22 protein-coding genes are annotated in these 24,121 nt (G+C 59.5%); 19 read left to right on the forward strand and 3 right to left on the reverse strand.

Annotated elements, in window-relative coordinates:
- Positions 1-7 precede the first annotated feature (7 nt).
- Positions 8-1,498 (reverse strand): hypothetical protein, encoded by a 1,491-nt coding sequence (locus tag IIC71_03960; protein ID MCH7668347.1) that lies wholly within the window; start codon positions 1,496-1,498, stop codon positions 8-10.
- Between the two features lie 159 nt (positions 1,499-1,657).
- Complete coding sequence (locus IIC71_03965; protein MCH7668348.1) at positions 1,658-2,176, reverse strand: universal stress protein; 519 nt, start codon at positions 2,174-2,176, stop codon at positions 1,658-1,660.
- 297 nt (positions 2,177-2,473) lie between these two features.
- On the opposite strand from IIC71_03965, the gene mraZ reads away from it, so the two are divergent.
- The 19 genes from mraZ to IIC71_04060 all read left to right on the forward strand — a co-directional run bounded on the left by mraZ (position 2,474) and on the right by IIC71_04060 (position 20,979).
- On the forward strand, positions 2,474-2,908 hold the full coding sequence (gene mraZ, locus IIC71_03970) for a division/cell wall cluster transcriptional repressor MraZ (GenBank protein MCH7668349.1): 435 nt from the start codon (positions 2,474-2,476) through the stop codon (positions 2,906-2,908).
- Between the two features lie 141 nt (positions 2,909-3,049).
- Complete coding sequence (gene rsmH / locus IIC71_03975) at positions 3,050-3,994, forward strand: 16S rRNA (cytosine(1402)-N(4))-methyltransferase RsmH (GenBank protein ID MCH7668350.1); 945 nt, start codon at positions 3,050-3,052, stop codon at positions 3,992-3,994.
- Positions 3,991-4,404 carry a hypothetical protein gene (locus tag IIC71_03980; GenBank protein MCH7668351.1) on the forward strand — a complete coding sequence of 138 codons (414 nt, stop codon included), beginning with the start codon at positions 3,991-3,993 and terminating at the stop codon, positions 4,402-4,404. Before rsmH ends, IIC71_03980 begins: the two co-directional genes overlap by 4 nt.
- Positions 4,405-4,511: 107 nt before the next feature.
- Positions 4,512-6,248, forward strand: coding sequence for a penicillin-binding protein 2 (locus tag IIC71_03985; protein ID MCH7668352.1), 1,737 nt, complete (start codon positions 4,512-4,514; stop codon positions 6,246-6,248).
- Positions 6,245-7,711, forward strand: a complete 1,467-nt coding sequence (locus IIC71_03990; GenBank protein MCH7668353.1) for a UDP-N-acetylmuramoyl-L-alanyl-D-glutamate--2,6-diaminopimelate ligase — start codon at positions 6,245-6,247, stop codon at positions 7,709-7,711. Before IIC71_03985 ends, IIC71_03990 begins: the two co-directional genes overlap by 4 nt.
- An 8-nt stretch (positions 7,712-7,719) precedes the next feature.
- Positions 7,720-9,060 carry a UDP-N-acetylmuramoyl-tripeptide--D-alanyl-D-alanine ligase gene (locus IIC71_03995; GenBank protein MCH7668354.1) on the forward strand — a complete coding sequence of 447 codons (1,341 nt, stop codon included), beginning with the start codon at positions 7,720-7,722 and terminating at the stop codon, positions 9,058-9,060.
- Complete coding sequence (locus IIC71_04000) at positions 9,057-10,118, forward strand: phospho-N-acetylmuramoyl-pentapeptide-transferase (protein ID MCH7668355.1); 1,062 nt, start codon at positions 9,057-9,059, stop codon at positions 10,116-10,118. The genes IIC71_03995 and IIC71_04000 overlap by 4 nt, the downstream gene beginning before the upstream one ends.
- The gene (gene murD / locus IIC71_04005; protein ID MCH7668356.1) at positions 10,115-11,401 is read left to right on the forward strand and encodes a UDP-N-acetylmuramoyl-L-alanine--D-glutamate ligase; all 1,287 of its coding nucleotides are present in this window, start codon (positions 10,115-10,117) and stop codon (positions 11,399-11,401) included. Before IIC71_04000 ends, murD begins: the two co-directional genes overlap by 4 nt.
- A 98-nt stretch (positions 11,402-11,499) precedes the next feature.
- Complete coding sequence (ftsW, locus tag IIC71_04010; GenBank protein ID MCH7668357.1) at positions 11,500-12,573, forward strand: putative lipid II flippase FtsW; 1,074 nt, start codon at positions 11,500-11,502, stop codon at positions 12,571-12,573.
- Positions 12,570-13,652: a UDP-N-acetylglucosamine--N-acetylmuramyl-(pentapeptide) pyrophosphoryl-undecaprenol N-acetylglucosamine transferase gene (locus tag IIC71_04015; GenBank protein ID MCH7668358.1), complete on the forward strand. Its 1,083-nt coding sequence runs from the start codon at positions 12,570-12,572 to the stop codon at positions 13,650-13,652. The genes ftsW and IIC71_04015 overlap by 4 nt, the downstream gene beginning before the upstream one ends.
- Positions 13,649-15,028 (forward strand): UDP-N-acetylmuramate--L-alanine ligase, encoded by a 1,380-nt coding sequence (murC, locus tag IIC71_04020; GenBank protein MCH7668359.1) that lies wholly within the window; start codon positions 13,649-13,651, stop codon positions 15,026-15,028. Before IIC71_04015 ends, murC begins: the two co-directional genes overlap by 4 nt.
- A complete protein-coding gene (gene murB / locus IIC71_04025) occupies positions 15,025-15,930 on the forward strand; it encodes a UDP-N-acetylmuramate dehydrogenase (GenBank protein MCH7668360.1) in 906 nt (301 codons plus the stop codon). Before murC ends, murB begins: the two co-directional genes overlap by 4 nt.
- Positions 15,927-16,721, forward strand: coding sequence for an FtsQ-type POTRA domain-containing protein (locus IIC71_04030; GenBank protein ID MCH7668361.1), 795 nt, complete (start codon positions 15,927-15,929; stop codon positions 16,719-16,721). The genes murB and IIC71_04030 overlap by 4 nt, the downstream gene beginning before the upstream one ends.
- A gap of 54 nt (positions 16,722-16,775) precedes the next feature.
- On the forward strand, positions 16,776-17,840 hold the full coding sequence (gene ftsZ / locus IIC71_04035) for a cell division protein FtsZ (protein ID MCH7668362.1): 1,065 nt from the start codon (positions 16,776-16,778) through the stop codon (positions 17,838-17,840).
- The gene (locus tag IIC71_04040; protein ID MCH7668363.1) at positions 17,837-18,466 is read left to right on the forward strand and encodes a laccase domain-containing protein; all 630 of its coding nucleotides are present in this window, start codon (positions 17,837-17,839) and stop codon (positions 18,464-18,466) included. The genes ftsZ and IIC71_04040 overlap by 4 nt, the downstream gene beginning before the upstream one ends.
- The gene (locus IIC71_04045; GenBank protein ID MCH7668364.1) at positions 18,448-19,137 is read left to right on the forward strand and encodes a YggS family pyridoxal phosphate-dependent enzyme; all 690 of its coding nucleotides are present in this window, start codon (positions 18,448-18,450) and stop codon (positions 19,135-19,137) included. The genes IIC71_04040 and IIC71_04045 overlap by 19 nt, the downstream gene beginning before the upstream one ends.
- A gap of 10 nt (positions 19,138-19,147) precedes the next feature.
- The gene (locus IIC71_04050) at positions 19,148-19,753 is read left to right on the forward strand and encodes a cell division protein SepF (protein ID MCH7668365.1); all 606 of its coding nucleotides are present in this window, start codon (positions 19,148-19,150) and stop codon (positions 19,751-19,753) included.
- Positions 19,754-19,761: 8 nt separating this feature from the next.
- A complete protein-coding gene (locus IIC71_04055) occupies positions 19,762-20,025 on the forward strand; it encodes a YggT family protein (GenBank protein MCH7668366.1) in 264 nt (87 codons plus the stop codon).
- A 15-nt stretch (positions 20,026-20,040) separates the two neighbouring features.
- Complete coding sequence (locus tag IIC71_04060) at positions 20,041-20,979, forward strand: hypothetical protein (protein ID MCH7668367.1); 939 nt, start codon at positions 20,041-20,043, stop codon at positions 20,977-20,979.
- Here IIC71_04060 and IIC71_04065 read toward each other — a convergent pair.
- Complete coding sequence (locus IIC71_04065) at positions 20,926-24,108, reverse strand: isoleucine--tRNA ligase (protein MCH7668368.1); 3,183 nt, start codon at positions 24,106-24,108, stop codon at positions 20,926-20,928. The two genes, IIC71_04060 and IIC71_04065, sit on opposite strands and share 54 nt — an antisense overlap.
- Positions 24,109-24,121: the final 13 nt, after the last annotated feature.

The following is a 24,121-nucleotide window of genomic DNA, read 5'->3' on the forward strand; positions in this document are numbered from 1 at the left end:
GGCGCGATTAGGACTCGTCGATTCCAGAATCTGGGTAACACGTATTTGTGACATCATTGACATCCGTGCTGGACGCGGTGACGGGAACGTTGAATGCCTCGACGGACGAACAGGTGTAGAGACCACTTTCGGACTGGGTTATGAAGTAGATGAACCCGTCGATGTCGTCGCGAATATCCCAGTAGACGACGCCCGAGATGTCCTCTGGAGGGTTGTCGAAGGCTCGAGCCTCGAAAGTCAGGTTCGGGGCGAACACCTTGAGGTCATCACTGGTGATTCCTTCGAAGTCGCCGCGAACGTTGTACAGCAAGCCGGCGGCCGCTAACGCTTCAGTAATGAGCTGCCTGGCTTGCGTGTCGAGTGTGGCATTCAAGATCACAGGGTCTTCGCCACGTACCAGGAACTTCGCCGCCGGCGCAAACGCGTACGGCACGGGGGCGCCTTGGAAACCAAGATCGCAGAACTGCGGTGACACGTTCACCGTGTCTGGAGCACCGGTGAGGTCTACCCACACCTGGTCGCCAAGGGGCGTGTCGATGTACACGCCCGCCGGACCATCGCTGATCGTTACCATTCGGCCGTCACGCGGTGCTGAAAACACCAACGCGCGATCGCCCTTCCAGTGTGGCGGGATGAATGCCCCGCTGGCAGACCACCGCGGGAGTGTCTCTTGCGCGCCCGTGAAAGTTTCCACGCTTGCAGCTGCCGCGGACCCGTCCGCCCACTGCAAGATGAAGGTCGGGTCCGGGGACATGGACGCTGGCCAGCGGTAGTCCGCGTGTGTCGTGTTGTCGACGGCAAACGTCACCGTGACGATGTGAGCGACGGACTCGATTGAAGGGGTGCCGCAAACCAGCGTGCCGATGCCTGTCGCAGTTAGATTCACGCCGTCGTCGTACGCGAATGAATCTCCCATCGCGACCGTGGTGGCACTGGGCGCTTCCCATGCAATGGGCTGTTCAGAGGAATAGAGATCCCAGCTTGCAAAGACGGAGTCATCACTTGACGCTTCGATCGAGAGTTCGTCGATGGCCCCGGTTGGGACCTGAAAGCCGATCGTCCAGCGGGCGGAGAGGCCCGGCATTATCGAAATGATGTCGGCGCCGGGCGCTGAGCCGTACTGCGGGCGCCAGATGTCGAGAGTGTGTGTATCGCCGGTGTCGTCGCGAAGAGCAATGTCGGGGTACCCGTTTCCTCCGACAAAGATGGCGTCGGAGAACAGGATGGGGACGTCGCTGATGTTGAGGAGTGAGAGAGACGCCCGAACTTCGGTGTAACCAACCCGGTCCGGCGAAGGTTCGGTAAATGCTCGGTGAATCGTCATCGAGTATCCAGACCCTGCGTACACCTCTCCGAGCGTCAGCTCAGCGACGGGGGCGGTGATCTGTTCTGGGTCGTCCGTCTGGAGCGAGTAGGCGGGCGTGGTGCGAGGCGTGATCCCGCTCGACGCTGCTAGCACAACGAACGCCCCAAGAATAGCGAGGCCTTTCTTTAACATGTATTAGTCCTTCAAATGGCGTGTGTACTCGCCCTGGTCGCTCTGCTTCGCCACTTACCTTGTGGCGTGGTCACTTTACCCAGTGAGAGCGCGAAAACCCGGTTTATAGCTTTTTGCTCGCGTGATGTGCGCCCAAGCTAGTCGACAATGAGAAGGTGGTCAGCGTTTGGAAGGTACGAGCACCACGGCGCAGCTTGCGTGGCGGGCGACTCTCGTGCTCGTCGAGCCAAGCAGCCCCTCAAAAAGTCCCTGTCCATGTGTACCGAGCAGCACCGCGTCGACATCGTGGGTTGCGATGAACTCAAGAATGACTTTGGCCGCGTTGGTGCCTTCGATCACCACCGACTCGGCTTCGGTCCCGTGTTCGACCAGGGCCGTTTCGACTGGTTTACAGCGCTCGTCGCGTTTGTCCGAGAGGTAGCGGTCGATGATTGCGTCATCTCCGGGCCACCCTGTTGGGCCTGAGCCAGTGCCGGCCCCTCCGGCTACGTACTCGCCGTCGGTGTCGACGTTGACGGATGGCTGCTCACCGAAGATGGCGCGCAGGTCGCTCAACAGATTGCGCGGAACCATGACGGCTGTTAGCACCGTGACCTTGCCGTCATCTGCGAGGGGCACGGCATACGTTATGGCGTCTTCGGTGGCGATCTTTCCGTCGGTGGCTATTACGACATGCACGTTGTTCCCTCACTTGCTGGCGGTTTTGCCCAACCCTAGGCGATTTGCCCGTCCGTTTCTTGTAGACGATCCGCAGCCTGGTGCGATCGCTGAGCGCACAACTTGACTTGCTGGTCGAACGCCGTTTGATCTGGGCGCCTTCTCACGGCCGCCTAACCCTTTCGGGAAGGCTAGGTGGACGCCCCACAGGAACTCAATGGGGATTCTATGGGAAATTTGGGGATAGGTGTTGACAAGTGGCGCGAAGTGGGGCAGAGTGGGAACTCGTGGAAATGAAGACAGTGGAGACCGTTAACTGTGTTTCTCGGTGAGTACAAACATGCTTTGGACGAAAAAGGTCGTCTGGTCATGCCGCGCAAGTACCGAGATCTCCTCAGGGACGGATGTGTGGTGACCAAGGGTCAGGACAATTGTCTGTTCGTTTTTGCCATGGAACGTTGGGTCGATGAGGTCGCCCGTGTCTCGGCATTGCCTCGAACGGATCGAAAGTCACGGAACTTCCGCCGGGCGTTTTTCGCAAATGCCTCCGACCAGACACTTGATAGTCAGGGCAGGATGCAGGTCCCAGAGACCCTTCGCAAGTACGCCAACCTTTCCAAGGATGTCACGATCGTCGGTGTTGCCGACTACATCGAGCTATGGGCGACCGACGACTGGCAGGCAGCGTCAGCCCAAGCGGACGATATCTACTCAGACATCGACGATGCGCTCGGCGCAATGGAGGGTATCTGATGTGGATTACAGATCGCGCCAACACCAACCGGCAACCGTTTCTTGTGAGTTCCGGCCCATGGTCAGCTCCTCGGAAGTCAATAGGAAGGCCCCTTACTCCGCCCGCTTTCACATTGACACCAGCGCTCCGAGGAGCTGACCATGGATCGAGAACGAAACCAGACGGCCTATCACGAGCCGGTGATGCTTGGAGAGGTCGTGGACCTCTTTCGGACAGTGCCACCGGGCTGGATCGTAGATGCGACACACGGCGGCGGCGGGCATACGCGGGCGCTTCTCGCGGCGGTGCCCGAGATCAGCGTCCTGGCCGTCGACCGCGACCCAGACGCGGCAGCACAGGTCCTGGCCGACCCTCGGCTGCTCTTTGTTCAGGGGAACTTCGAAGCGCTCCAAGACCTGATAGCTCGAACGCTTTCAGGAAAGGAAACTCAACATGACATCAGCGGTATTTTCTTCGACCTCGGGGTCTCGTCGCATCAGCTCGACATCGCCGAGCGTGGCTTCTCCTATCACTCGAGGGGTCCTCTCGACATGCGAATGGGTCCGGACGCTTCCATCACTGCCAGCGACGTCGTCAATGACTACGGAGTCGACGATCTTGCGAGGATCTTTCGTCGCTTCGGTGAGGAACGGTTCGCACGCAGGATCGCTGCTGCGATCGTCGCTGCCCGGCCGATCAGCGACACGGCGACGCTCGCCACGGTGGTTGCCGAAGCCGTCCCCGCTGCTGCCCGCCGAGGGAAGCACCCCGCGCGTCGGGTCTTTCAGGCGCTCCGTATTGAGGTCAACGCCGAGCTTGAAGCCATCGAAACGGCGTTGGATGCCGCGCTCGCGTCGGTCAGCAAGGGGGGCCGTGTCGTCGTGATTGCATACCACTCCCTTGAGGACCGCATAGTGAAACGCAGGTTCGCTACGGCTGTCGAGGGTTGTACGTGTCCTCCCGAAATTGCGGTGTGCGTGTGTGGAAAGGTGCCCAGTTTCGCAAAGGTTACGCGCAAACCGTTGCGCCCATCCTCCCAAGAAATCGACAGAAATCCGAGATCCCGAAGCGCCGTGATGCGGGCCGTCGAAAGGATTGTTCCGTGACCGCGCAAGCACTTCCGGAGACGTTGGCGCTACCAAGACTCAAACGTCGGGAAGGTCTTGCCGCGGCTCGCCGGACGATTAGGGACGTACGCCCGTTTGCGATCTTCTCAATGTTGGTTGTCATTGCATTTTTCCTCTCTATTTCGTCTCGCTTGTCGCTTGATAGCATCGCCTTCGAACTCGAGGAGCTAGAAACGTCGATCGATGCCGAACAGGTTCGGCATTTTGATCTTCAACTCGAACTTGCCCGCCTGCAGGCACCGGATCGGATCCTCGATCGTGCCCTCGGGCTTGGCATGGTGTACCCATCCGACCGGGCCGTCGTAGGAGTACAGCTATCTGCCGCCCTCGTGGAAGGCGACGAGTACCGATGGGCCGAACTGAAGGCCTTTCTTAGCGACCAACCATGAACAGATGCGCGGCAGTGCTGGTCGCGCCCATGACAACAACAAACGAGCGGAGTAGGACATGCGGAATCTGATGCCACCGGCCCGGCGGTCGAAGGTCGAGGTATCCAATGGCTAAGCCAGAGTGGCGAATGCCGGATGTTCGCGTGGCACTAGTTGGCGTGGTACTGATCGCATCGTGGGTCTGGATTGGATTTTCGCTGTACCGCGTGCAGGTTGTCGACGCTTCCGAGTGGGCTGAGTACGGTACCAACCAACGGCTTCGGACCCGCGACATTCCCGCACCGCGCGGCACCATCTACGACCGCGACGGCCAAGCGATTGCTATGTCAGTTGCTGCGACGGACATCATTGCAAACCCCTCGGAGATTTCCGATCCCGCCGCGGTCGCAAGGATTCTGTCGCCATTGATCGGTGTTGATGTGGCGGCTCTCGAACAAGACCTCACAGGCGACCTGCAATATGTTGTCTTGGTGAGGAGAATGGACAGAGTTAACGCCCACGAGATTTCTGCGTTGATCGACGAACTCGACATCAACGGCGTGTATTTCCGCGATGAGCCGGCGCGCGTGTACCCGTCGCGGAACTTTGCTTCACAGATCATCGGTTTTGTCCAGGCAGACACGCTCGTGGGTCTCGAAGGGCTTGAACGCCTGCTCGAGGACGACCTTGTCGGCACACCCGGGTATCAGATTGACGAGAGGGACCGGTACGGGAACCCCATTTTACAGGCCGACTCAGAGATATTTGCAGCCGTCCCCGGCGTGGATATCCGCACAACGCTTGACCCGGGAATCCAGATCGCCGCCCAGAACGCACTTGCGCGGGCCGTTGAGGAGTCGTCCGCAACTGCTGGTTGGGCAGTTGTGTTGGACATCCGCAACGGCGACGTTCTCGCGATGGCCACGGCGCCGACGTTCAATCTGAACGATCGCACGGGCGTCGATCCCTCAGTGTTTAGGAATCGCGCTGTCACAGATCAGTTTGAGCCCGGGTCGACCCTCAAAGTTCTGACAATAGGAGCTGCAATCGAGGAGGGTCTGGTGACCCCAGACACCGAGCTGCTGCTCCCGGGAGTGCTCGAAATTGCCGGTAAGGCGTACTCGGACGTTGGGAGGAAGCAAGAAACGGTCATGACTGTCCGTGAGATCGTGTCCCGCTCCTCTAATATTGGGACGATCAAGGTGCAGTCGATTCTCGGCAACGATCTGCACTGGGAGTATCTAAATCGCATAGGCCTGGGGCGCGAAACCTCAACACAGTTTCCGGGCGAGGTGCCTGGCCTGCTGCACCCGGTGGCAGATTGGTGCGCCTCCGTCTGCGGTCCATCGACCGGTATTGGGTACCGGGTCAACGTGACCTTGTTACAGATGGCCGCGGTCTTTGCGACGATCGCCAATGACGGCATTTGGGTTGAGCCACACATCATTGACGAAAAGATCTATCCTGACGGAACGCGTGAGACGCACCAGCCGACAGAGCGTCCCGTGTTTTCCGAATCGACGGCACGAACCATGCGGGATCTGCTTGCTGGAGTTGTCGAGGAGGGAACCGGTCGCCGGGCCGCCGTCGACGGCTATCGAGTCGGCGGCAAAACGGGGACGACTCAGAAGTATCTCGAAATTGAGCGTGGCTACTCCGAGACAGATGTCATGGCGAGTTTCATTGGGATCGCCCCAATCGACGATCCGCGAATTGTCGTTGCGGTTGTGCTCGACTCACCTACGGGCGAACGGGTCGAGGGTGATCGCACGGTCAGCCTCAGCTACGGAGGCGTTTCGGCCGCACCGGCGTTTGCCGAGATCGTTCAGGCCGCCATGCATCGTCTTGGCGTGCCGCCGCGATGACCAGACCATTCACCGTCGCGCACCTCGCAATGCTTGTCCAGCCTGCTGAAGTCATCGGTGGCGACCCCGACCTTGTTCTGACGGATGTGACACATGACTCGAGGTTGGTGTCGCAGGGATGTTTGTTTGTTGCAGTACATGGCGAACAGTTTGACGGTCATGATTTTGTCCCGCTTGCGGTTGAGGCAGGTGCGGGGGCGGTTCTCGTCCAACGTCAGGTCCAGACGGCGGTTCCGCAGATCATCGTTGACGACACCCGCGCCGTTCTTGGACGCGTGTCGAGCGCGATATATGGCGATCCCGCAAAATCGATGATGATGGTCGGTGTCACCGGCACCAACGGGAAGACAACCGTCACCTACATGCTCGACTCGATGTTTCGAGCTGATGGGCGCCTAACCGGTGTGATCGGATCGATTGCGTCGACCAGCGTCGGCTCGGAGCTGTTCAATGTCCGCACGACGCCAGAGGCGCCCAACCTCCATCGGATTCTTGCGCACATGCGTGCAGACAACGTTGCAATGGTCGCGATGGAGGTCTCATCACATGCGATTTCTCTGGGTCGAGTCGACGGTCTGCTGTTCGACGTTGTCGGTTTCACCAACCTCTCGCAGGATCACCTTGACTTCCACACGGACATGGAGGATTACTTTCTTACCAAGGCTCGCCTCTTTCAGACCGGTCACTCGCGAGAGGGCGTCGTATGGGTTTCATCGGAGGCAGGCGCAAGACTTGCAGGCATGAGCGAGGTCCCCGTCACGACGGTCGGTTGGGCCGGATCCGGAGCGGACGCCGAAGTGGAGATCAAGTATGCAACCGTTGCTGGATCGCGGGCGACAATGCGGTACCGAGGTGACTCACTCGACCTTGAAGTGGCTGTCCCCGGTGGGTTCAATGTTGCAAATGCCGCACTTGCGGTAGTGATCGCGCTATCAGCAGAGATAGGTCGCGACGCGGCACTTGGCGGCCTTCGTGCACTAGCGTCTATCGCGGGTCGATACGAGGTGGTGTCGACAGATCCCGTTGTGGTCGTCGACTACGCCCACACTCCCGATGCCATCGCAGCAGTAGTCGATGTGTCTCGTCGTCTTACGTCTGGGCGTGTGATCGTGGTTCTCGGCGCCGGCGGTGATCGCGACGCAGCGAAACGTCCGCACATGGGACATGCCGCGGCGACTGCCGACTACGCGATCCTGACGACTGACAACCCACGGTCCGAGGATCCGGTTGCGATTGTTGAAGCGATGCAGCGAGGCGCCAAGGGAACGCAAGCAACGGTTGTCGTCGTTAATGAGAGGGCCGAGGCCATTAGTCACGCAATCGAGATCGCGGAGCCGAACGACATCGTGTTGATACTGGGCAAGGGGCACGAACAAGGCATCGATCGCGGCGATGTTGTCGAACCTTTCGACGATCGCGACGTCGCTCGAGCCGCTGTTCGCAGCATTGGGCGGCGCTCCTAGTGAACACCATGGCTTGGACCCTCGACGAAGTCGCAGCTATCACCGGGGGTGAAGTTGTGGGTGACACAACGCAGATCGTCACATCGGTCGGTACGGATTCTCGTTCGGTGATAGACGGGTCGCTCTTTGTGGCGATTCTTGGCGAACATTTCGATGGGCACGAGTTTGCCGCAATGGCTATCAAGCAGGGTGCGGTTGGCGCCCTGGTGTCTGCCGCCACCTTCTTCACGAGAGAGGCGGGGGGCGAATTTGTCCCGGCAGTAGTCGTGGAAGACACGCTTGACGCGTTGTTGGCGCTTGCAGAGGATCACCGCAACAGGTTCGCCGGAAAGGTAATTGCGATCACCGGGTCCACCGGGAAGACGTCGACCAAAGACTTGTTGGCAGCCGTTTTACCTGATGCCCACGCCAGTCCGCGGTCGTTCAACAACGACATCGGAGTGCCAATCACGATTCTGGGAGCGCTCTTGGACGCACCGTTCATGGTTGTAGAAGTCGGATCGCGCGGCCGCGGCCACATCGATCACCTCATGTCGGGAGTCCGACCGGATGTTGCTGTGATTACCAATCTCGGTGTTGTACATCTTGAGACGTTCGGAACTTTGGCGGCACTTGCCGACGCGAAGTGGGAATTAGCTGCCGCAGTCGGGAGCGCCGGCCATGTTGTGATTCCGGTCGACGAGCCACGCCTTGCGCGTGACACCGACGCACGCGTGTGGACGTTCGGGGAGAACGGCACGGTTGGGTTCGCGGACCTCACTGTCGACGCCTGCGGTCTGAGTTCGTTTACGCTCGTTTTCGAGGGCGATAGGTATCCGGTGCGCCTCAGGATGGCCGGACAGCATCAGGTGTTGAACGCCACCGCCGCTTTTGCCGCTGCGGTCGCCGCCGGCGCTGAGCCGCAAGAGGTCGCTGCAGGTCTCGAACTCGCCACTGGATCCCCATGGAGGATGGAAATCCACCGCGGGCGGTTCACTGTCGTCAATGATACGTACAACGCAAACCCCGACTCCATGCGATCGGCGATCGAGACCGTCACTCGGATGCCGGGGCGTCACATTGCAGTAGTTGGATACATGGCCGAGCTAGGTCAGGTGGCGGCGCAAGAGCACTCAAAAATTGGGCAGCTTCTGCGAGAAAGACACTACGAAAGCGTGGTCATTGTGGGAGAAGAGCCGGGAATGGCCGAGGCGTATGGTCCGTCTGCGGTGCGGGTCGACACCGTCGCGGACGCGGTAGAGGTCACGCTTGGCCTGGTGCGCACCGGCGACGTTGTCCTTGTCAAGGCATCGCGGTCCGTGGGGCTGGAACACGTTGCTGCTCGTCTAGTAGAGGAGGCGAACGCATGATTTCCCTGGTGATCGGCGGAGCCGTTTCTTTTGTGATCACGATTCTGGTGACCCCGATCGCGATTCGCGAACTGCGTCGGCGTTCGCTTGGACAATTCATCCAAGAAGAAGTCGAGATGCATTCGCACAAAAAGGGCACCCCGACGATGGGTGGGATCGTCATGTGGATAGCGGTGTTTGTCGGATACTTGGTGTCGCACGTGCGTATTTGGCCGCTCACGAGCGGATGGAAACCGGCCGTTCTAGACTTTTCGGTGGAGGGGTGGCTCGTGATCATGGCATTCCTCGGAATGGGTTTTATCGGGTTCCTCGACGACTACGCCAAGGTCGCCCAAAAGCGCAACCTCGGTATGTCAAAACGCTGGAAGTTTCTCGGTCAGGTACTGATCGCTGGAATCTTTGTGATCGGCACCAACGCTGCCGGCGTCTCAACGACCATCTCGGTGACGCGAACGGTGGGTGTGGATCTGGGTCCCTGGGTGTACGGCCTGTTTGTTCTCTTCCTGCTCACTGCAATGGCCAACGCTGTGAACTTCACAGACGGCGTCGATGGTCTTGTTGCGGGTTCTGGATCGTTGGTGTTCGGTGCTTACGTCCTCATTGCCTTCTGGCAATTTAGAAACCCCGAATTCTACGAGATCTCGGGTGCGTTAGAACTTGGGATCGTTGCGGCCGCGATCGCAGGAGCGTTGGCCGGGTTTTTATGGTGGAACGCCCCGCCGGCGAAGATCATGATGGGGGACTCCGGCTCACAGGCGCTCGGAGGGGCCCTCGCGAGCCTGGCGCTACTCACGCAGACCCATTTCCTTGTTGTGGTGATCGGAGGCCTCTATGTCACTGAGGCCGTGTCTGTTGTCCTCCAGATATTTACCTTCCGTACATGGGGCAAACGAATATTTCGCATGGCTCCGATCCACCACCACTTTGAACTCAAGGGTTGGCCGGAGACAGTAGTCATAATTCGATTCTGGATTCTTTCGGGGATGGCAGTTGCCGTTGGTATCGGTCTGTTTTACGCCGAGTTCCTTTCCTCAAGCGGCCTCGGTCTCGCACCATGAGAGTGCTCGTGGTGGGCGGTGGCGTCAGCGGAGAAGCCGCCGCCCGGCTCGCCATTGCCGACGGCGACGACGTAGTCATCTACGATGACGACCCCGCCGTTGCGACACGCCTTCAGGGTGTCGCCCCCGTTGTGAGCCGTGATAACTACGACTCCGTCGTTGATGGCCTTTCGCTTGCAATCGTGAGCCCCGGCGTACCACTAACGCTCGACGTAATCGAGTCGGTGCAATCTCGCGGGACACCAACCATCAGCGAGATCGAGTTTGCGTTGCGACACACGCAACGGCCGTACTGTGCAGTAACCGGCACGAACGGGAAGACCACCGTCGCGGCTGCAGCGGCCGACATGCTACAGGCAAGTGGCGTGTCTGCCGTGGCTGTTGGCAACATCGGAGTTCCTCTCAGCGCTGCTGTCACCCACAGCGAATCTGCTGTGTTCGTCGTCGAAATGTCGAGTTTCCAGCTCAACCTGTCTGACACCTTCCATCCCAAGGCGGGCGCGATAACAAACATTGCAGAGGACCACCTCGATGTACACGGATCGTTCAAGGCGTACGCAGATGCAAAGGCGAAGATTTTTGCCAACCAACAAGCAGACGACATGTTGACATGGGACGCAGATGATCCTGGTGCGTCCGCCGTGGTCGGCAGGGCGCGAGCCGCCGGTGTTCCGGTGAGTGGTCGACAACTACCAACGGGCGGAAATGGTGTTGATGGCGACGAGCTTGTCGTCGGAGACATGCGGTTCGAGGCTCCCCCTGTTGGCCAGGCGTACATCGTGGATCTACTTATTGCGGCGACGCTTGCCGAGTTTATGGGCGCAAACGAGAACGGTATCGCTGCCACGATCGCTGCGTTCGAGCCCGGAGCACACCGGCGCGAGGTGGTCGCGGTCATCAACGGCGTTGTGTGGGTAGACGACTCCAAGGCCACCAATCCGCACGCCGCACTTGCGTCTATCCGTGCGTACGATCGTGTCGTGCTGATCGCCGGCGGCCGCAACAAGGGTCTGGTGCTGAGTCGTCTGCCGAACGAACCAAACGTGAAGCGGACCATCGCGATAGGAGAATCGGCCCCGGAGTTGCTCGCCGCGGCCCCAACTGGGACGGCGGTGCAAGCCACCTCGCTTTCTCAAGCGGTGTCGATTGCCAGCGACTTTGCGCGTTCGGGCGATACAGTGCTGCTCGCTCCCGGGTGCGCCAGCTTTGACATGTTCACCTCCTACATCGAACGAGGAGATATTTTCCGGGATCTGGTCACTGCTCTAAGACAAGGGACCTAACAATGGCGTCGAGAACAACCACAAAAGCAATGACGGGTTCAGTACCCAGGAGGCACGCGCGTGCGGGCGCTGCCGTTTCTTCAGCGCAGAGAAGAGCGGTGCTTGTCCTTGTCCCCGTTGCATTGTTGCTTGTTATTGGGGCTGGTGCGTTGATGTCGGCGTCGTCCGTGATTGCCTTGCGCGAGAAGGGAGACAGTTTTTTCTTCTTCAACCGGCATTTGATCTTCATCGGTGTTGGAGTGTTCGTGATGTTTGTCACCGCACGCATCCCGTATCGATGGTACGAGAGGTGGGCGCTGCCTCTGTATTTGCTTAGCCTCGGGTTGTTGGTCGTCACGTTGGTCGTCGGAAGGTCCTTTCAGGGGGCGACCCGTTGGGTGTCCGTCGGTTCTGTCAGCTTGCAGCTTTCAGAGTTTTCCAAGTTTGCATCTGTGGTCCTGCTTGCGGCCGTGTTCTCGCGCCCACACAACCGTTTCGAATCCTTTCGACGCGTTGCCACGCCGGTGGTGTTTGTCTTTGTTTCGACCGGATTCTTGCTCTTGCAGCAGCCCGACTTCGGGACGTTCCTCATCATCACAGGGGCCGGGTTTGCGGTACTGCTTGCGTCGAACGCCCGGTTTCGCTGGGTGTCCCTACTAGTTGCTTCGGGAGCTGGCGCCGGGGCGTTCCTTGCTCAGTCTGCTTCGTACCGGCTCGACCGAATTCTCTCGTTCCGCGACCCCCTGGCTGACCCGCTTGGGGATGGTTTGCAAGCGGTGCAGAGTCTGGTCGCGCTCGGAACGGGTGGATTGTTTGGCGTCGGGCTTGGCGCCAGCAGAGCACGCTGGCGCTTTCTACCAAACGCGCACAACGACTTCATCTTCGCCATCATTGGAGAAGAGATGGGACTCATCGGGTCCTTGGCGGTGGTGACGTTGTTTCTCGTGTTTTCGCTGGTCGGGATACGCCTCGCGATGCGAACCGAAGACATGTTCGGCCGACTGCTGGCGGTGGGCCTCGTCGCTTGGATCTCCCTTCAGGCCTTGGTGAATATCGGCGGTGTCGCCGCAGTCTTGCCAATCTCGGGCGTGCCTTTGCCCTTTGTTTCAGCCGGTGGTTCAGCGATGGTTGCCAACCTCGCCGTTGTTGGTGTGCTTGTCAGCATCACACGTGCACAAAGGACCGCTTCGTGACATTTGCGCTGGCGGCTGCGGGAACTGGCGGACATGTGTTTCCCGCGCTCGCCGTCGGTGAAGCACTCATCGAGAGAGGCGTTGCCAGGGAGGATATATTGTTTTTCGGTGGTGACCGCATGGAGAAGACGACCGTGCCATCGGCAGGGTTTCGGTTTGTCGAGCTCGAAATCCGTGGGTTTAGGCGGTCGTTGTCGCTGGCTAACTTCAAGGTGGTTGGTCTCGTTGCTAAGGCCAGAGCGAAAGCCATCTCGACCATTCGCCAGAACGACATCAAAGCGATTACGACATTTGGAGGGTACGTCGCGGGTCCGGTCGCAATGGCAGCAAAAGCAACAAAGATTCCCCTTCTATTACATGAACAGAACGCAATTGCCGGTCTTGCCAACCGCATCATCGTTCGCTGGGCTAGCGACGTATTCGTGGCGTTCGAGCAAGCGCAGAAAAAGTTGGGGGGAACAGTGGTCGGTAACCCACTGCGTGCTGAAATGGCGGCGTTTGACCGCGATACCCTCCGCGTCCAAGCACGGGAGAGGTACGGGTTGGCGGACAGTGCCACCGTACTCGGAGTGCTCGGTGGGAGTCTTGGGGCGCGGATATTGAATGAGGCTACGTACCAAATGGCAATGGCGCACGAAAGTGAAAAGTTTGCAATCGTGCATCTTTGCGGCAAGGAGCATGTTGACGCCGTAAACGAACGGGCGTCAAGATCAAATCTACAATGGGTAGTGCTCGACTTTGAGGAGCAGATGCAGTTTTTCTATGCGGCATGCGATGTTGTTCTCTCTCGAGCGGGAGCTCTGACAGTGAGCGAACTCGCAGTCTCCCGGACACCGGCTGTCGTCGTTCCACTCGCGATCGGCGCGGGTGGCCATCAGGCTGCCAACGCTGAAAGTCTTGCTGCGGCCGGAGCGATAGTTGTTTTGACCGAGGATTTGGTCGATCAGGTCCCTGCCGCACTCGAACAGATCCTTGTCGATGGCCGCAGGCGTGCCGAGATGGCAAGATCGTACCTTGGGTATGCCCACCCGAACGCCGCCTTCGTCATCGCAGATGCAATGATCGAGGCAGCAGCGTGAACCAGCACGGATTCCTAGGCGAAGATCGAGTTTCGTCCGTCCACCTGATCGGTGTTGGTGGTGCCGGCATGAGCGGCCTCGCCACGTTATTGCATCAGGACGGTTATCGCGTGACCGGATCTGACCTCAAGCCGGGTCGCATGCTGACGCGGTTGAACGACCTCGGTGTCAAGACGTGGACCGGTAGCGATCCACAGCGGGCCGTGGCCGCCGACATAGTGGTGAAATCGTCGGCAGTGCCGAATACTGATCGTGAGGTTCGAGCCTTTGCTGATGCTGGTGGAAGAGTCTGGGGTCGCCCCGAACTCCTTGAGCAGATGACTGCGGCCCTTCCAGCCATCGGGTGTGCGGGGACGCACGGCAAGACAACTTCAACTGCTCTTATGATCCACGCGTTGAGGTCTTGTGGGCACGACCCGTCGTTTATGGTCGGCGGAGAACTAGTCGACATGCGCACCAACGCACATCTCGGTGCTGACCCGACATTCCTGCTCGAAGCAGACGAGGCATTCGGCACCTTTCGCAGCCTGCACCTCAAGGGTCTGCTCGTTACCAACATCGAAGCCGACCACCTCGACTATTACGGACATGTTGCGGCGCTTGAAGAAGCGTTTGCACTCGTCGCCAACCGCTGCGATGGTCCCGTCGTCGGCTGCATAGATGACTTAGGAGTCGGACGCCTGATGAAACGGGCGGCGATTATTTCGTACGGGACCGACGAGTCGGCGAAGTATCGCGTTGCCGATCTCATTCACGGCAACTGGGAGGTCAGCTTCAACCTTGTAACGGAGGACCTTTCTGTTGCGGTGCGAGTTCCTAAGCCGGGTGTCCACACGGCACGCAACGCCGCGGGGGTGCTTGCGCTGCTGAGTGAGCTCGGGTACGACTTGGCGGCAGCGGCAGCAGCCCTAGCGACCTTCCCCGGAGTGCGCAGACGTTTCGAGATACGTGCGACCGTTGCCGGAGTCACCGTTGTCGATGACTACGCACATCATCCAACAGAGGTCGGCGCTACGGTGGCTGCTGCTCGGCTGGGATCGTGGGCAAAAGTGTGGGTCGTCTTCCAGCCGCATCGCTATTCCAGAACAGCAGAGCTTGGCCATCTGTTCGGGCCACCACTCGCCGGTGCTGACGAGGTGATTGTGACCGACGTGTTTGCGGCCTCTGAGGCCCCAATCCCAGGTGTGTCCGGTCGGCTTGTATGCCAATCCGTCGAGGCGGCTGGAGGTGTTGCACGATTCGTCGAACGTGTGTCTGACGCTGTTGGCGTGCTTGCAGAGCTAGTCGGGGATGGTGATCTGGTCCTGTTGCTCGGCGCTGGTGACATCAGCTCGGCTGCAGAGGATCTGGCGCAGAGACTGGAACGTCGATCATGACCGCGCTTGGTGACCTTGTATCTACCGGAGTTGTCCGTCAGCGCGTCCCGCTTGGTCCGATGACAACGTACAAGGTTGGCGGGAACGCTGAGTATCTCGCGACTGTGGAGTCCGAGCTGGTCCTCGAAGAGGTGGTCGCCGCGGCGGAGGCCGAGGCGCTCGACCTGTTGGTCATTGGCCGTGGATCGAACATGTTGGTTTCGTCTGGTGGCTTCAATGGTCTTGCGGTACACCTGGTTGGAGACTTCCTGGACTTTTCGATCGGTGAGGGTGTCGTCATCGCGGGCGCCGGAGTATCACTGCCGGTTCTCGCTCGGGCTGCAACAAAGGCTGGGCAGCGGGGCCTGGAGTTTTTTGTCGGGGTGCCGGGCAGCGTCGGGGGTGCGGTCCGTATGAACGCTGGCTGTTACGGCGCCGAGACCAGCGAGGTCCTGGTTCGCGCACGTGTCTTGTGCAGCGAATCAGGTGTCATCAGAGAGCAGTCGCCGGCAGATCTTGAGTTGGCATATCGGTATTCGAACCTCGTGTTTGGGGACGTTGTGTTGTCGGCCGAGTTCTTGACAAGTAGCGGTCCGGTGGCCGACGGCGAAGAGCTGATGCGCGAGGTGACCAAGCGGCGTCGCGACGGTCAGCCCGGAGGTACATACAATGCTGGTTCGGTCTTTAAGAACCCAGAGGGCGACCGAGCGGGCCGCCTGATTGACTCTCTCGAGATGAAAGGTCTGCGTGTGGGAGGTGCATCGGTGTCGCACAGACATGCCAACTTTATCGAAGCTGGGCAGGGCGCAACTCCCGAGGACATCCATGAATTGATTGTCAAGGTTCGTACCCGAGTACTTGCCGAAACCTCGATTGATCTCGTACCCGAAGTCATCCTTGTTGGATTTGGAGACGAGTTATGACGGCGACATCCATGGATCCGCGAATCGAAGAACGTAGGCGCGGCGTTTCAGAGGACAATGCCCGTCGTCGTCTGAGGTTGATGCTAATTGTGTCGGTGTTCATCAGCGCTGCGGCGCTTGGTGCGTGGGTTCTACAGAGCCCGATCCTCTCGGTCCGTGAAGTCGTAGTGCGCGGCGCCGAGAATTCGACTGCGCTCGAACGGCTCGGCTCGCTTAGCGTCGTGGCCGGGGTCCCCACCATTTCTGTCAAGTCCGCCCAGGTCGTGGCGGGGCTGGCACGCGACCCTTGGATCCAGGACAGCCGGGTGGTCGTGCAATGGCCGGGGCATGTCGAGATTGACATTTTTGAGTATGTAGCCGCTGCGTCGGTTGCCATCGACGGTGGATGGATCCTGGTTAGCAATAGCGGTCAGATATTGGCCCGGACCGAAACCCCGGCGTCGGATCTTGCCATAGTGGAGGTCGGCATCGCTAGCGGCGTGCCCGGTGCGATGTTGAAAGCTGACGAGGCGCTTGCCGCAGTGACGTTTGTGGACAGCATCGGAAGTTTCGGTTTAGAACCGACCACGGTTTGGATGGTGGACGACGAACTCTTTGCGATTGTCGGTGGCTACTCGGTGCGTATTGGACCGATCGTCGATATCGAGGCAAAGGCGGCCGCGGTCTTGGCGGTGTTACAGAGCGGCATAGAGCCAGGTTCGTCGATCGATGTGGTGTCGCCGACGCGTCCGGCGGTCGCGATCCCTCAACCAGTGGTTGAAGCACAAACGGAAGTTACTTCCGAAAGTTGAAAGCGGGGCTAACCTAAGCGTTGAGTCCCAGTGGAGTTGTTGTTGAACATGGATCTGCATGCGCCCCAGAATTACCTAGCAGTCATCAAAGTTGTTGGCGTCGGCGGTGGCGGCGTAAACGGAATAAACCGCATGATCGACGCCGGGATCGGAGGTGTCGAGTTTGTTGCGATCAACACCGATGCTCAGGCGTTGCTGATGTCCGACGCCGATGTCAAGCTCGATATCGGTCGCGACTCGACACGCGGTCTCGGCGCCGGCGCCGACCCCGAAGTCGGTCGTGAGGCGGCGGAATCTCATCGCGACGAGATCGAAGATGCGCTCAAGGGCGCTGACATGGTGTTCATTACGGCTGGTGAGGGCGGAGGCACCGGTACTGGTGCCGCACCCGTTGTTGCCGATATTTCACGCAGTATCGGTGCATTAACCGTAGGGGTTGTTACCCGCCCGTTCGGCTTCGAAGGCCGCAGACGTTCTGTACAGGCCGAACAGGGTATCCAGGAACTTCGGGCCGCAGTTGACACCCTCATCATCATCCCAAACCAGCGCCTACTTGAGGTGGCAGATCCCAAGACGTCTGTGCTCGAAGCTTTCCGGATGGCCGACGAGGTACTCACCAGCGGAGTGCGCGGAATCACCGATCTCATCACTACCCCTGGCCTCATTAACGTCGACTTCGCCGATGTGAAAACGGTGATGAGTGACGCCGGTTCGGCGGTGATGGGCATTGGGACCTCCACCGGAGAGAACCGCGCCGAGCAAGCGGCCGCCAAGGCGATCGCATCCCCGCTGTTGGAGACTTCGATGGAAGGCGCCCGCGGTGTCCTCCTGTCGGTGTCGGGTCCCTCGGACATGTCACTCCACGAAGTCAGTGTTGCGGCGGGACTCATTGCGGACCATACCGATGCGGACGCAAACATTATTTTCGGCGCAGTGATCGACGACACCCTTGGGGACGAAATGCGGGTCACAGTGATCGCTGCCGGTTTCGATCGCGATGCGCGTCCGAAAGAAGGATTCGTGTACACACCTCCCGTCCGCCATGACGCGCTGTCAGACCAAACTCCGGAGCCGGTGAGCGATGACGATCTCGACATTCCGGGATTTCTTCAAGGATGATCACTCCCGCGGGCGTTGTTACAGCAGCGTTCGGGGATGCCAGCCAAGGCGACGCCCGCTTCGACGATACAGCTCGACGTGCGATTTCGGACGAACTCGGTATCTCTCACGAATGGGCGTATGTGCATCAAGTGCACGGGACACGCGTTGCGTTGGTAAGCGAGTCCGGGGGCTGGGGGGATGCGGACGTCATCATGACCGAGCGGCGGGGACTTCCCATAGCGATCGCCACCGCAGACTGTGTTCCAGTCGTACTCATGGCCGAGAACGCCGTCGCGATTGTGCACGCCGGATGGCGCGGCGCCAGAGCTGGCGTGATCCGTGCTGCTATCGACGCGATGAACAATGCCGGGCACCCAACACTTAGGGCTGCGATCGGCCCGGCGATCTGCAAAGCGTCCTTCGAAGTCGGTCCAGAAGTGGGCAGCGCTTTCCCCGGCTTTGAATCAACAACGACATGGGGGACCAATGCCGTGGACCTCGTCGGTGCGGTGACCGCTTCGCTTGGTGCGATTCGTTCGGAGACCGTTGCGGTGTGTACGTTTGAGGACACTCGATATTTCTCGCATCGGCGCGATGGGACCAAGGGGCGGCAAGTGACGGTGGCATGGTTGCCGAACATGTGATCTCACAACGGTTAGAAACCGTCCACTCTGTTATGGATGCGGCACTCACACGCGCCAAACGTTCTGACGCTGTCAAGCTGGTGGCGGTCTCGAAGACGTTCTCCGTGGACACGATCTCCGATGCGTACGCGGCCGGGCAACGGGTGTTTGGAGAGAACAGGCTTCAAGAGCTAGAGGCCAAGACCCCACTCCTCCCAACTGACATTGAGTGGCATCTTGTCGGCTCAATCCAGTCTCGTAAGGCACGGAGAGCGTCTTTGGCGGCGTCGGTGTTGCACGGCGTCGATCGTACAAAGTTGGTGAGCCTTCTCGTTGCAGAAGGGGCGACTGTCTTGGTACAGGTGAACATTGCAGGCGAAGATCAGAAATCTGGTGCCAATCCTCGTGACGTTGAGGACCTCATAGCCGCTCTTACCGAAGCAGGCGTGACGGTTGCAGGCCTCATGCAAATCCCACCTGTCGCACAAGAAGGTGAGGACTCGCGGCGGTGGTTCTCCGCGTTGCGTGAGATGAGAGACCGGTTGTTACCCGATTGGCCTACAGTAAGGGAACTCTCCATGGGAATGACAAACGACTACGGCGTGGCGATAGAGGAAGGTGCCACCATCATCCGTGTCGGACGCGCTATCTTTGGGGACAGACCTGCACACGGACAACGGGAAAAAGGGTAGGGCAGAACCCATGGCATCACTTTGGAACAAGGCGCTTTTTCAGCTGGGTCTCGTCGACGACGAGCAGGTCGAGAGCTCCGAAGAGCAGTCAGGTGGCGCTGGTAACGAGAGTGGTGTTCGCCGCGTCGAGGCATCCCAGCATCAGGCTGTGCGGCCAGTTGCCCCGGTCGAACCACCATCAGTGAGCCACGGGATCATCGGGCGGAGGGTGGAACCCCCGTCGATGGGTGGCAGTCGTCCTAGTGGGCCCCGCACTCGTTCAGAAGCCGGTGTCACTGTTCGTGCGAGCGGCGGAGGTCCGCTCACAGCGGATGAGACGTCGCCGCAAATGCACATCGAATCAGAGCTGGTGGTAGCGCGATCGTTCGACGACGCAAAGGCGCTTGCCGACCACATCAGAGCAAACCGCCCGGTGGTAATGGACCTCCGTGGAACCGAACCGGAAATGGTCCGTCGGCTCGTCGACTTCGCGAGCGGACTCACATACTCGCTGTCCGGCAACATGGCCAAGATCGCCCAGGGTGTGATTTTGGTGACTCCGCCGAACAGGTCCATCTCAGTACAAGAGCGGCAACGTCTTGCAGACCTCGGCCTGTACTCCGGATCGGTCGGGTAACACACACTGTGAGCGCTCTAGCGACCCTTCTTGGATACGTCATTTGGGTGATCATTGCCTGGATTGTGCTCGGGTATATCGTTGTCTTGGGGCGGGTGCCGGGGGGGCACCCGGTGCGCAAGGCTTACGACGCCCTCGAAAAGGTGATTCAGCCGGTGCTGAGACCCATCAGAAACGTTCTCCCGCCTGTGCGGATCGGCGGTGCCGCACTTGACCTTGCCCCAATGGTTCTTATTTTTGGCGTGATCATTTTACAGGGCGTTCTACGGTGACGGTAAGCTACCAGCATGGACATGACGGCCGTCACCGCAAGTCAAGTGGTTTTCGCACGCGAAGGGCGTGGATACGCAAGGGACGCAGTAGAGATCTTTCGCAGCGCAGTTGTTGCGGCACTCGTTGACGCTGCGAGCGAGCTCGAAGTTGCACGGGCGCGCATAGGGGAACTTGAAGCCGACCGTCCCGATAGTGCCGCGGCGCGGACCGGTCGCATGCGGGACTTTGTTGAGTCATTCGAACTCCTCTTTGCTGGTTCCGAGTCCGTCGCAGCAGCCCGCGAGGAGCGAGCAGTGCAAGTCGCTATTGGCCACATGCTGGTCGCCGATCGTAGCGTCGCAGCTGAAGCTGAGGCGGTGGAGCGAAGCGCCAGACACAAGAGCGAAGCAAATCAAATCATCTCAAAAGCACGAGAGCTTGCAGAGGCGAGCCGAGCCGCTGCCGCCGAGGAGTCGAACCTCGTTGCCGCCTCAGCTCGTACCATTGTTGACGATGCCCGTCGCCGCGCCTACGAACAGGTTCGAACAACAGCTCGCCTTGCACAGACCACGCATCAAGCCGAACAGCGGCTCGAAGCGTTGACAAACCACGTCAAGGCAGAACTTCGGGCTGTGAGTCAACTGGTCGCTCCATCCTCCCTTGAGCAGGGATCCGTCGGAGAGTCCGGCTACACCGAGGCGAACGCTCCTCTTGTGAAGTCGCTGCTGCCCAATGATTTGCCACCGGTAGAGGCGATCGGTCGAACCGATTTCTACGACCAGCACGAAACCATGCTCGACCTCACAGGCGCAGCGTCACCGGACATCGATCTGCGGGATGACCGCACGGTGTACGAGCGGAGACTCGGGGGTTTGCGTGCGCGCATTAAAGCAGCTGAAGCCGCCGATCGCGAGGCGGCGTTAGTTGACGATCGTCTCGATCGAGACCGTCAGGACGAGACCGTCGAGATCTAGTTGGTGGTCGAGCTTCCCATTGCGTTTTGTCACCGACACCGCGAGACACTCTTGAGCGATGATCCCTGCGTGCTCTTCGAGGACACCGGCCAACACACCGTCGAGTGTGGACCAACCAATCTCGATTCGGTCAGTCACATCCATTCCAATATCTCGACGGATTCCCTGAATCCGATTAATGAATTCGCGGGCCGTCCCCTCAGAACGGAGCTCGTCCGAAACATGTGTGTCAAGGGCGACGGTGATGTGCGCCCCGGTAGTGACAACAAGACCCGCAAGCGGATCCCGCTGAACGGCTACATCATCGAGCAAGATGTTGTGACCGACGACATCGACCGACTCTCCGCGCAGAAGCCTGTCCACGGCCTCGTGGTCGAGTCGTTCGATCGCCGCGGCGACCGTCCTCATATCCTTTCCGAACCGCGGGCCCAGTTTCTTGAAATTCGCCTTGGCGGAGAGGGTTACGAGGTGGGTTTCGTCGGCCTCAATCACGAGGGACTTCACGTTGAGCTCCTCGCGAATGAGGGCGGCGTGGGACTCAAGCGCCTCCCGTTCGGTTGGTTCGCGCGAGACGACCGTTAGCGTTGACAGCGGCTGGCGAACTCGAAGGTCGTGCTGTCGCCTCAATCGGCGTCCCAGATTGACGGCGGTGCGTACCGATGCCATTGCGCTTTCCAGATCTGTGTCGATCGCCGCCGTGTCTGCTTCGGGGTAGTTGGTGAGGTGGATGCTCGCTGGCACGTCAGCATCATGTTCCCTTTCCAGCACTTGATAGATCTCCTCGGTGATGAAGGGCAATATCGGTGCGGCGACACGGCCGAACGTGGTGAGCACTTCGTGGAGAGTTGCGAACGCCGCCAACTTGTCGGCGTCGTTTTCGGTCCGTTGGCGCCAGAAACGCCGACGCGACCGCCGGATGTACCAGTTCGTGAGGTCGTCGATGAAACCCAAGATCGGAGGGATGACCGCGTACAGGCGGTAGCGCTCCATCTCCGTATTGACGTCGCGGATCAGCGACTGAAGCACGGAAATTATCCATCGGTCGATTTCAGGGCGTTCGCCAAGAGGTGGTGCCGCATCAAGATCGGCTCGGGTCAGGTTGTCTGCTTCAGCGTACAGAGAAAAGAACGAATACGCGTTCCAGTAGGGAAGCAACACGGTGCGTACTACATCTCGCACGCCCTGTTCCTGAAACCTGAGCGGCTCGCCGCGTACGACGGGCGAATTGATCAGGTACGCACGAAGGGCGTCCGCGCCAAACGCGTCGATCACCCCGGTCGGATCAGGGTAGTTCTTGAGGCTCTTCGACATTTTTCTGCCGTCGTCGGCAAGGATCATCCCTGTCACGACACAGTTCTGAAACGGCGCCTCGTCGAAAATTGCGGTGCCGAGGACAAGCAGCGTGTAGAACCAGCCGCGGGTCTGGTCCAACCCTTCCGCGATGAAGTCGGCCGGGTACCGCGCCGCAAAGCGCTCTTCGTTCTCGAAGGGGTAGTGGATCTGGGCGTACGGCATCGAGCCAGATTCGAACCAGCAATCGAGTACCTCTGGCACACGAACCATGGTGCCTTCGTCGTTCGCGCAGGGGAATGTGACGAGATCGACGATGTGTTTGTGCAGGTCGTCGACCATCACCCCAGAGTGTTCGAACAGCTCTTGGCGCGAACCGATGCACAACCGTTCCTTGCAGGTGTCGCACTCCCACACGGGGATGCACGAGCCCCAGTAGCGGTTGCGGCTGATTGCCCAGTCACGGGCATTCTCGAGCCAGTTACCAAACCGTTTGGCGCCGACAGCCTCGGGGACCCATCGGATTGTCTTGTTAGCTTCGACCATTCGGTCGCGGAACGACTCGACTTTGACGAACCACGTCGGTATTGCACGGTAGATCAGCGGCGTGCCAGTACGCCAACAGAACGGGTAGCTGTGGTGGACCTGTTCGTGGCGCACCAGATTGCCGGCGTCCTTCAACATTGAAATGATGATTGGGTCGGCGTCTTTGACCTGCACACCCACGAGTTCGGGGCCAACCTCGTCGGTGAATCGCGCCTCTGCGTCAAGTGGCTCAACGATGACGTCGATGCCTGCTGCTTGGAAAGCGGCAAAGTCAGACTCGCCGTACGCAGGCGCCATGTGGACCAGGCCGGTACCTTCATTGGTCGTCACCTCGGGGTTGACAATGACGCGAAACGCCCCCAGTGCGGCCTTGTCTGCGAAGTAGTCAAAGATCGGTTCGTAGGTAGCACCAACCATTTCGCGGCCGGTGGCCGAAGCTATGGTCTCCGCTCCAGGGGCGTAGTGCTCGACGCGTTCGGGCGCCAACCAGTGGCGGCCCTCGAATCCGCCGGGGAGGCCGTCGATTGCAACATAGGACGCGTCTTCGCCGACCGCGGCTGCAAGGTTCGAGGGCAACGTCCATGGTGTAGTGGTCCACACCAACAAGAAATCGTCTTTCTTGAGTGGACCGTGGTCCTCGGTAATTCTGAGGCGCACGGTGATCGACGGATCATCGACGTCGCGATAATCGAGGTTCGCTTCAAAGTTGGAGAGTGGTGTTGTCGCCCCGTACGAATACGGCAACACCTTGTACGCCTGGTATATCAGGTCACGGTCCCATAGCGACTTGAACACCCACCACACGGTCTCCATAAAGTCGACATCCATGGTTTTGTAGTCGTTTTCGAAGTCGACCCAGCGGCCGACCCGGTCCATGATGTCCTCCCACTCTTTGGTGGTGGTGTTCACCATTGCACGGCAGGCCTCGTTAAACGCATCGACCCCGATCGCGTTGATCTGCTTGGGACCTGACACGCCGAGCTGTTTCTCGACCTCCATTTCCACGGGGAGTCCATGTGTGTCCCAGCCGAATCGACGCTCAACCCGGTATCCACGCATCGTCCAGTAGCGTGGCACCACATCCTTAATGACCGCCTGTAGCAGGTGCCCGTAGTGTGGCGAACCGGTGGCGAACGGCGGCCCGTCATAGAACGTGTACTCGGGGGCGTCGACTCGGTTGTCGATCGAGGCCTGGAACGCACCGATCTTTTTCCACAGTGCGAGGACATCGGCATCGACGTGGGTGAGGTCAAGGCGCGAATTGACCTTCTTAAACGCTGGGTTGGTGCTCACGGTCATCTCCTCG

Source organism: Acidobacteriota bacterium (genome assembly GCA_022562055.1).
Classification (GTDB): Bacteria; Actinomycetota; Acidimicrobiia; order Spongiisociales; family UBA5794; genus BMS3BBIN02.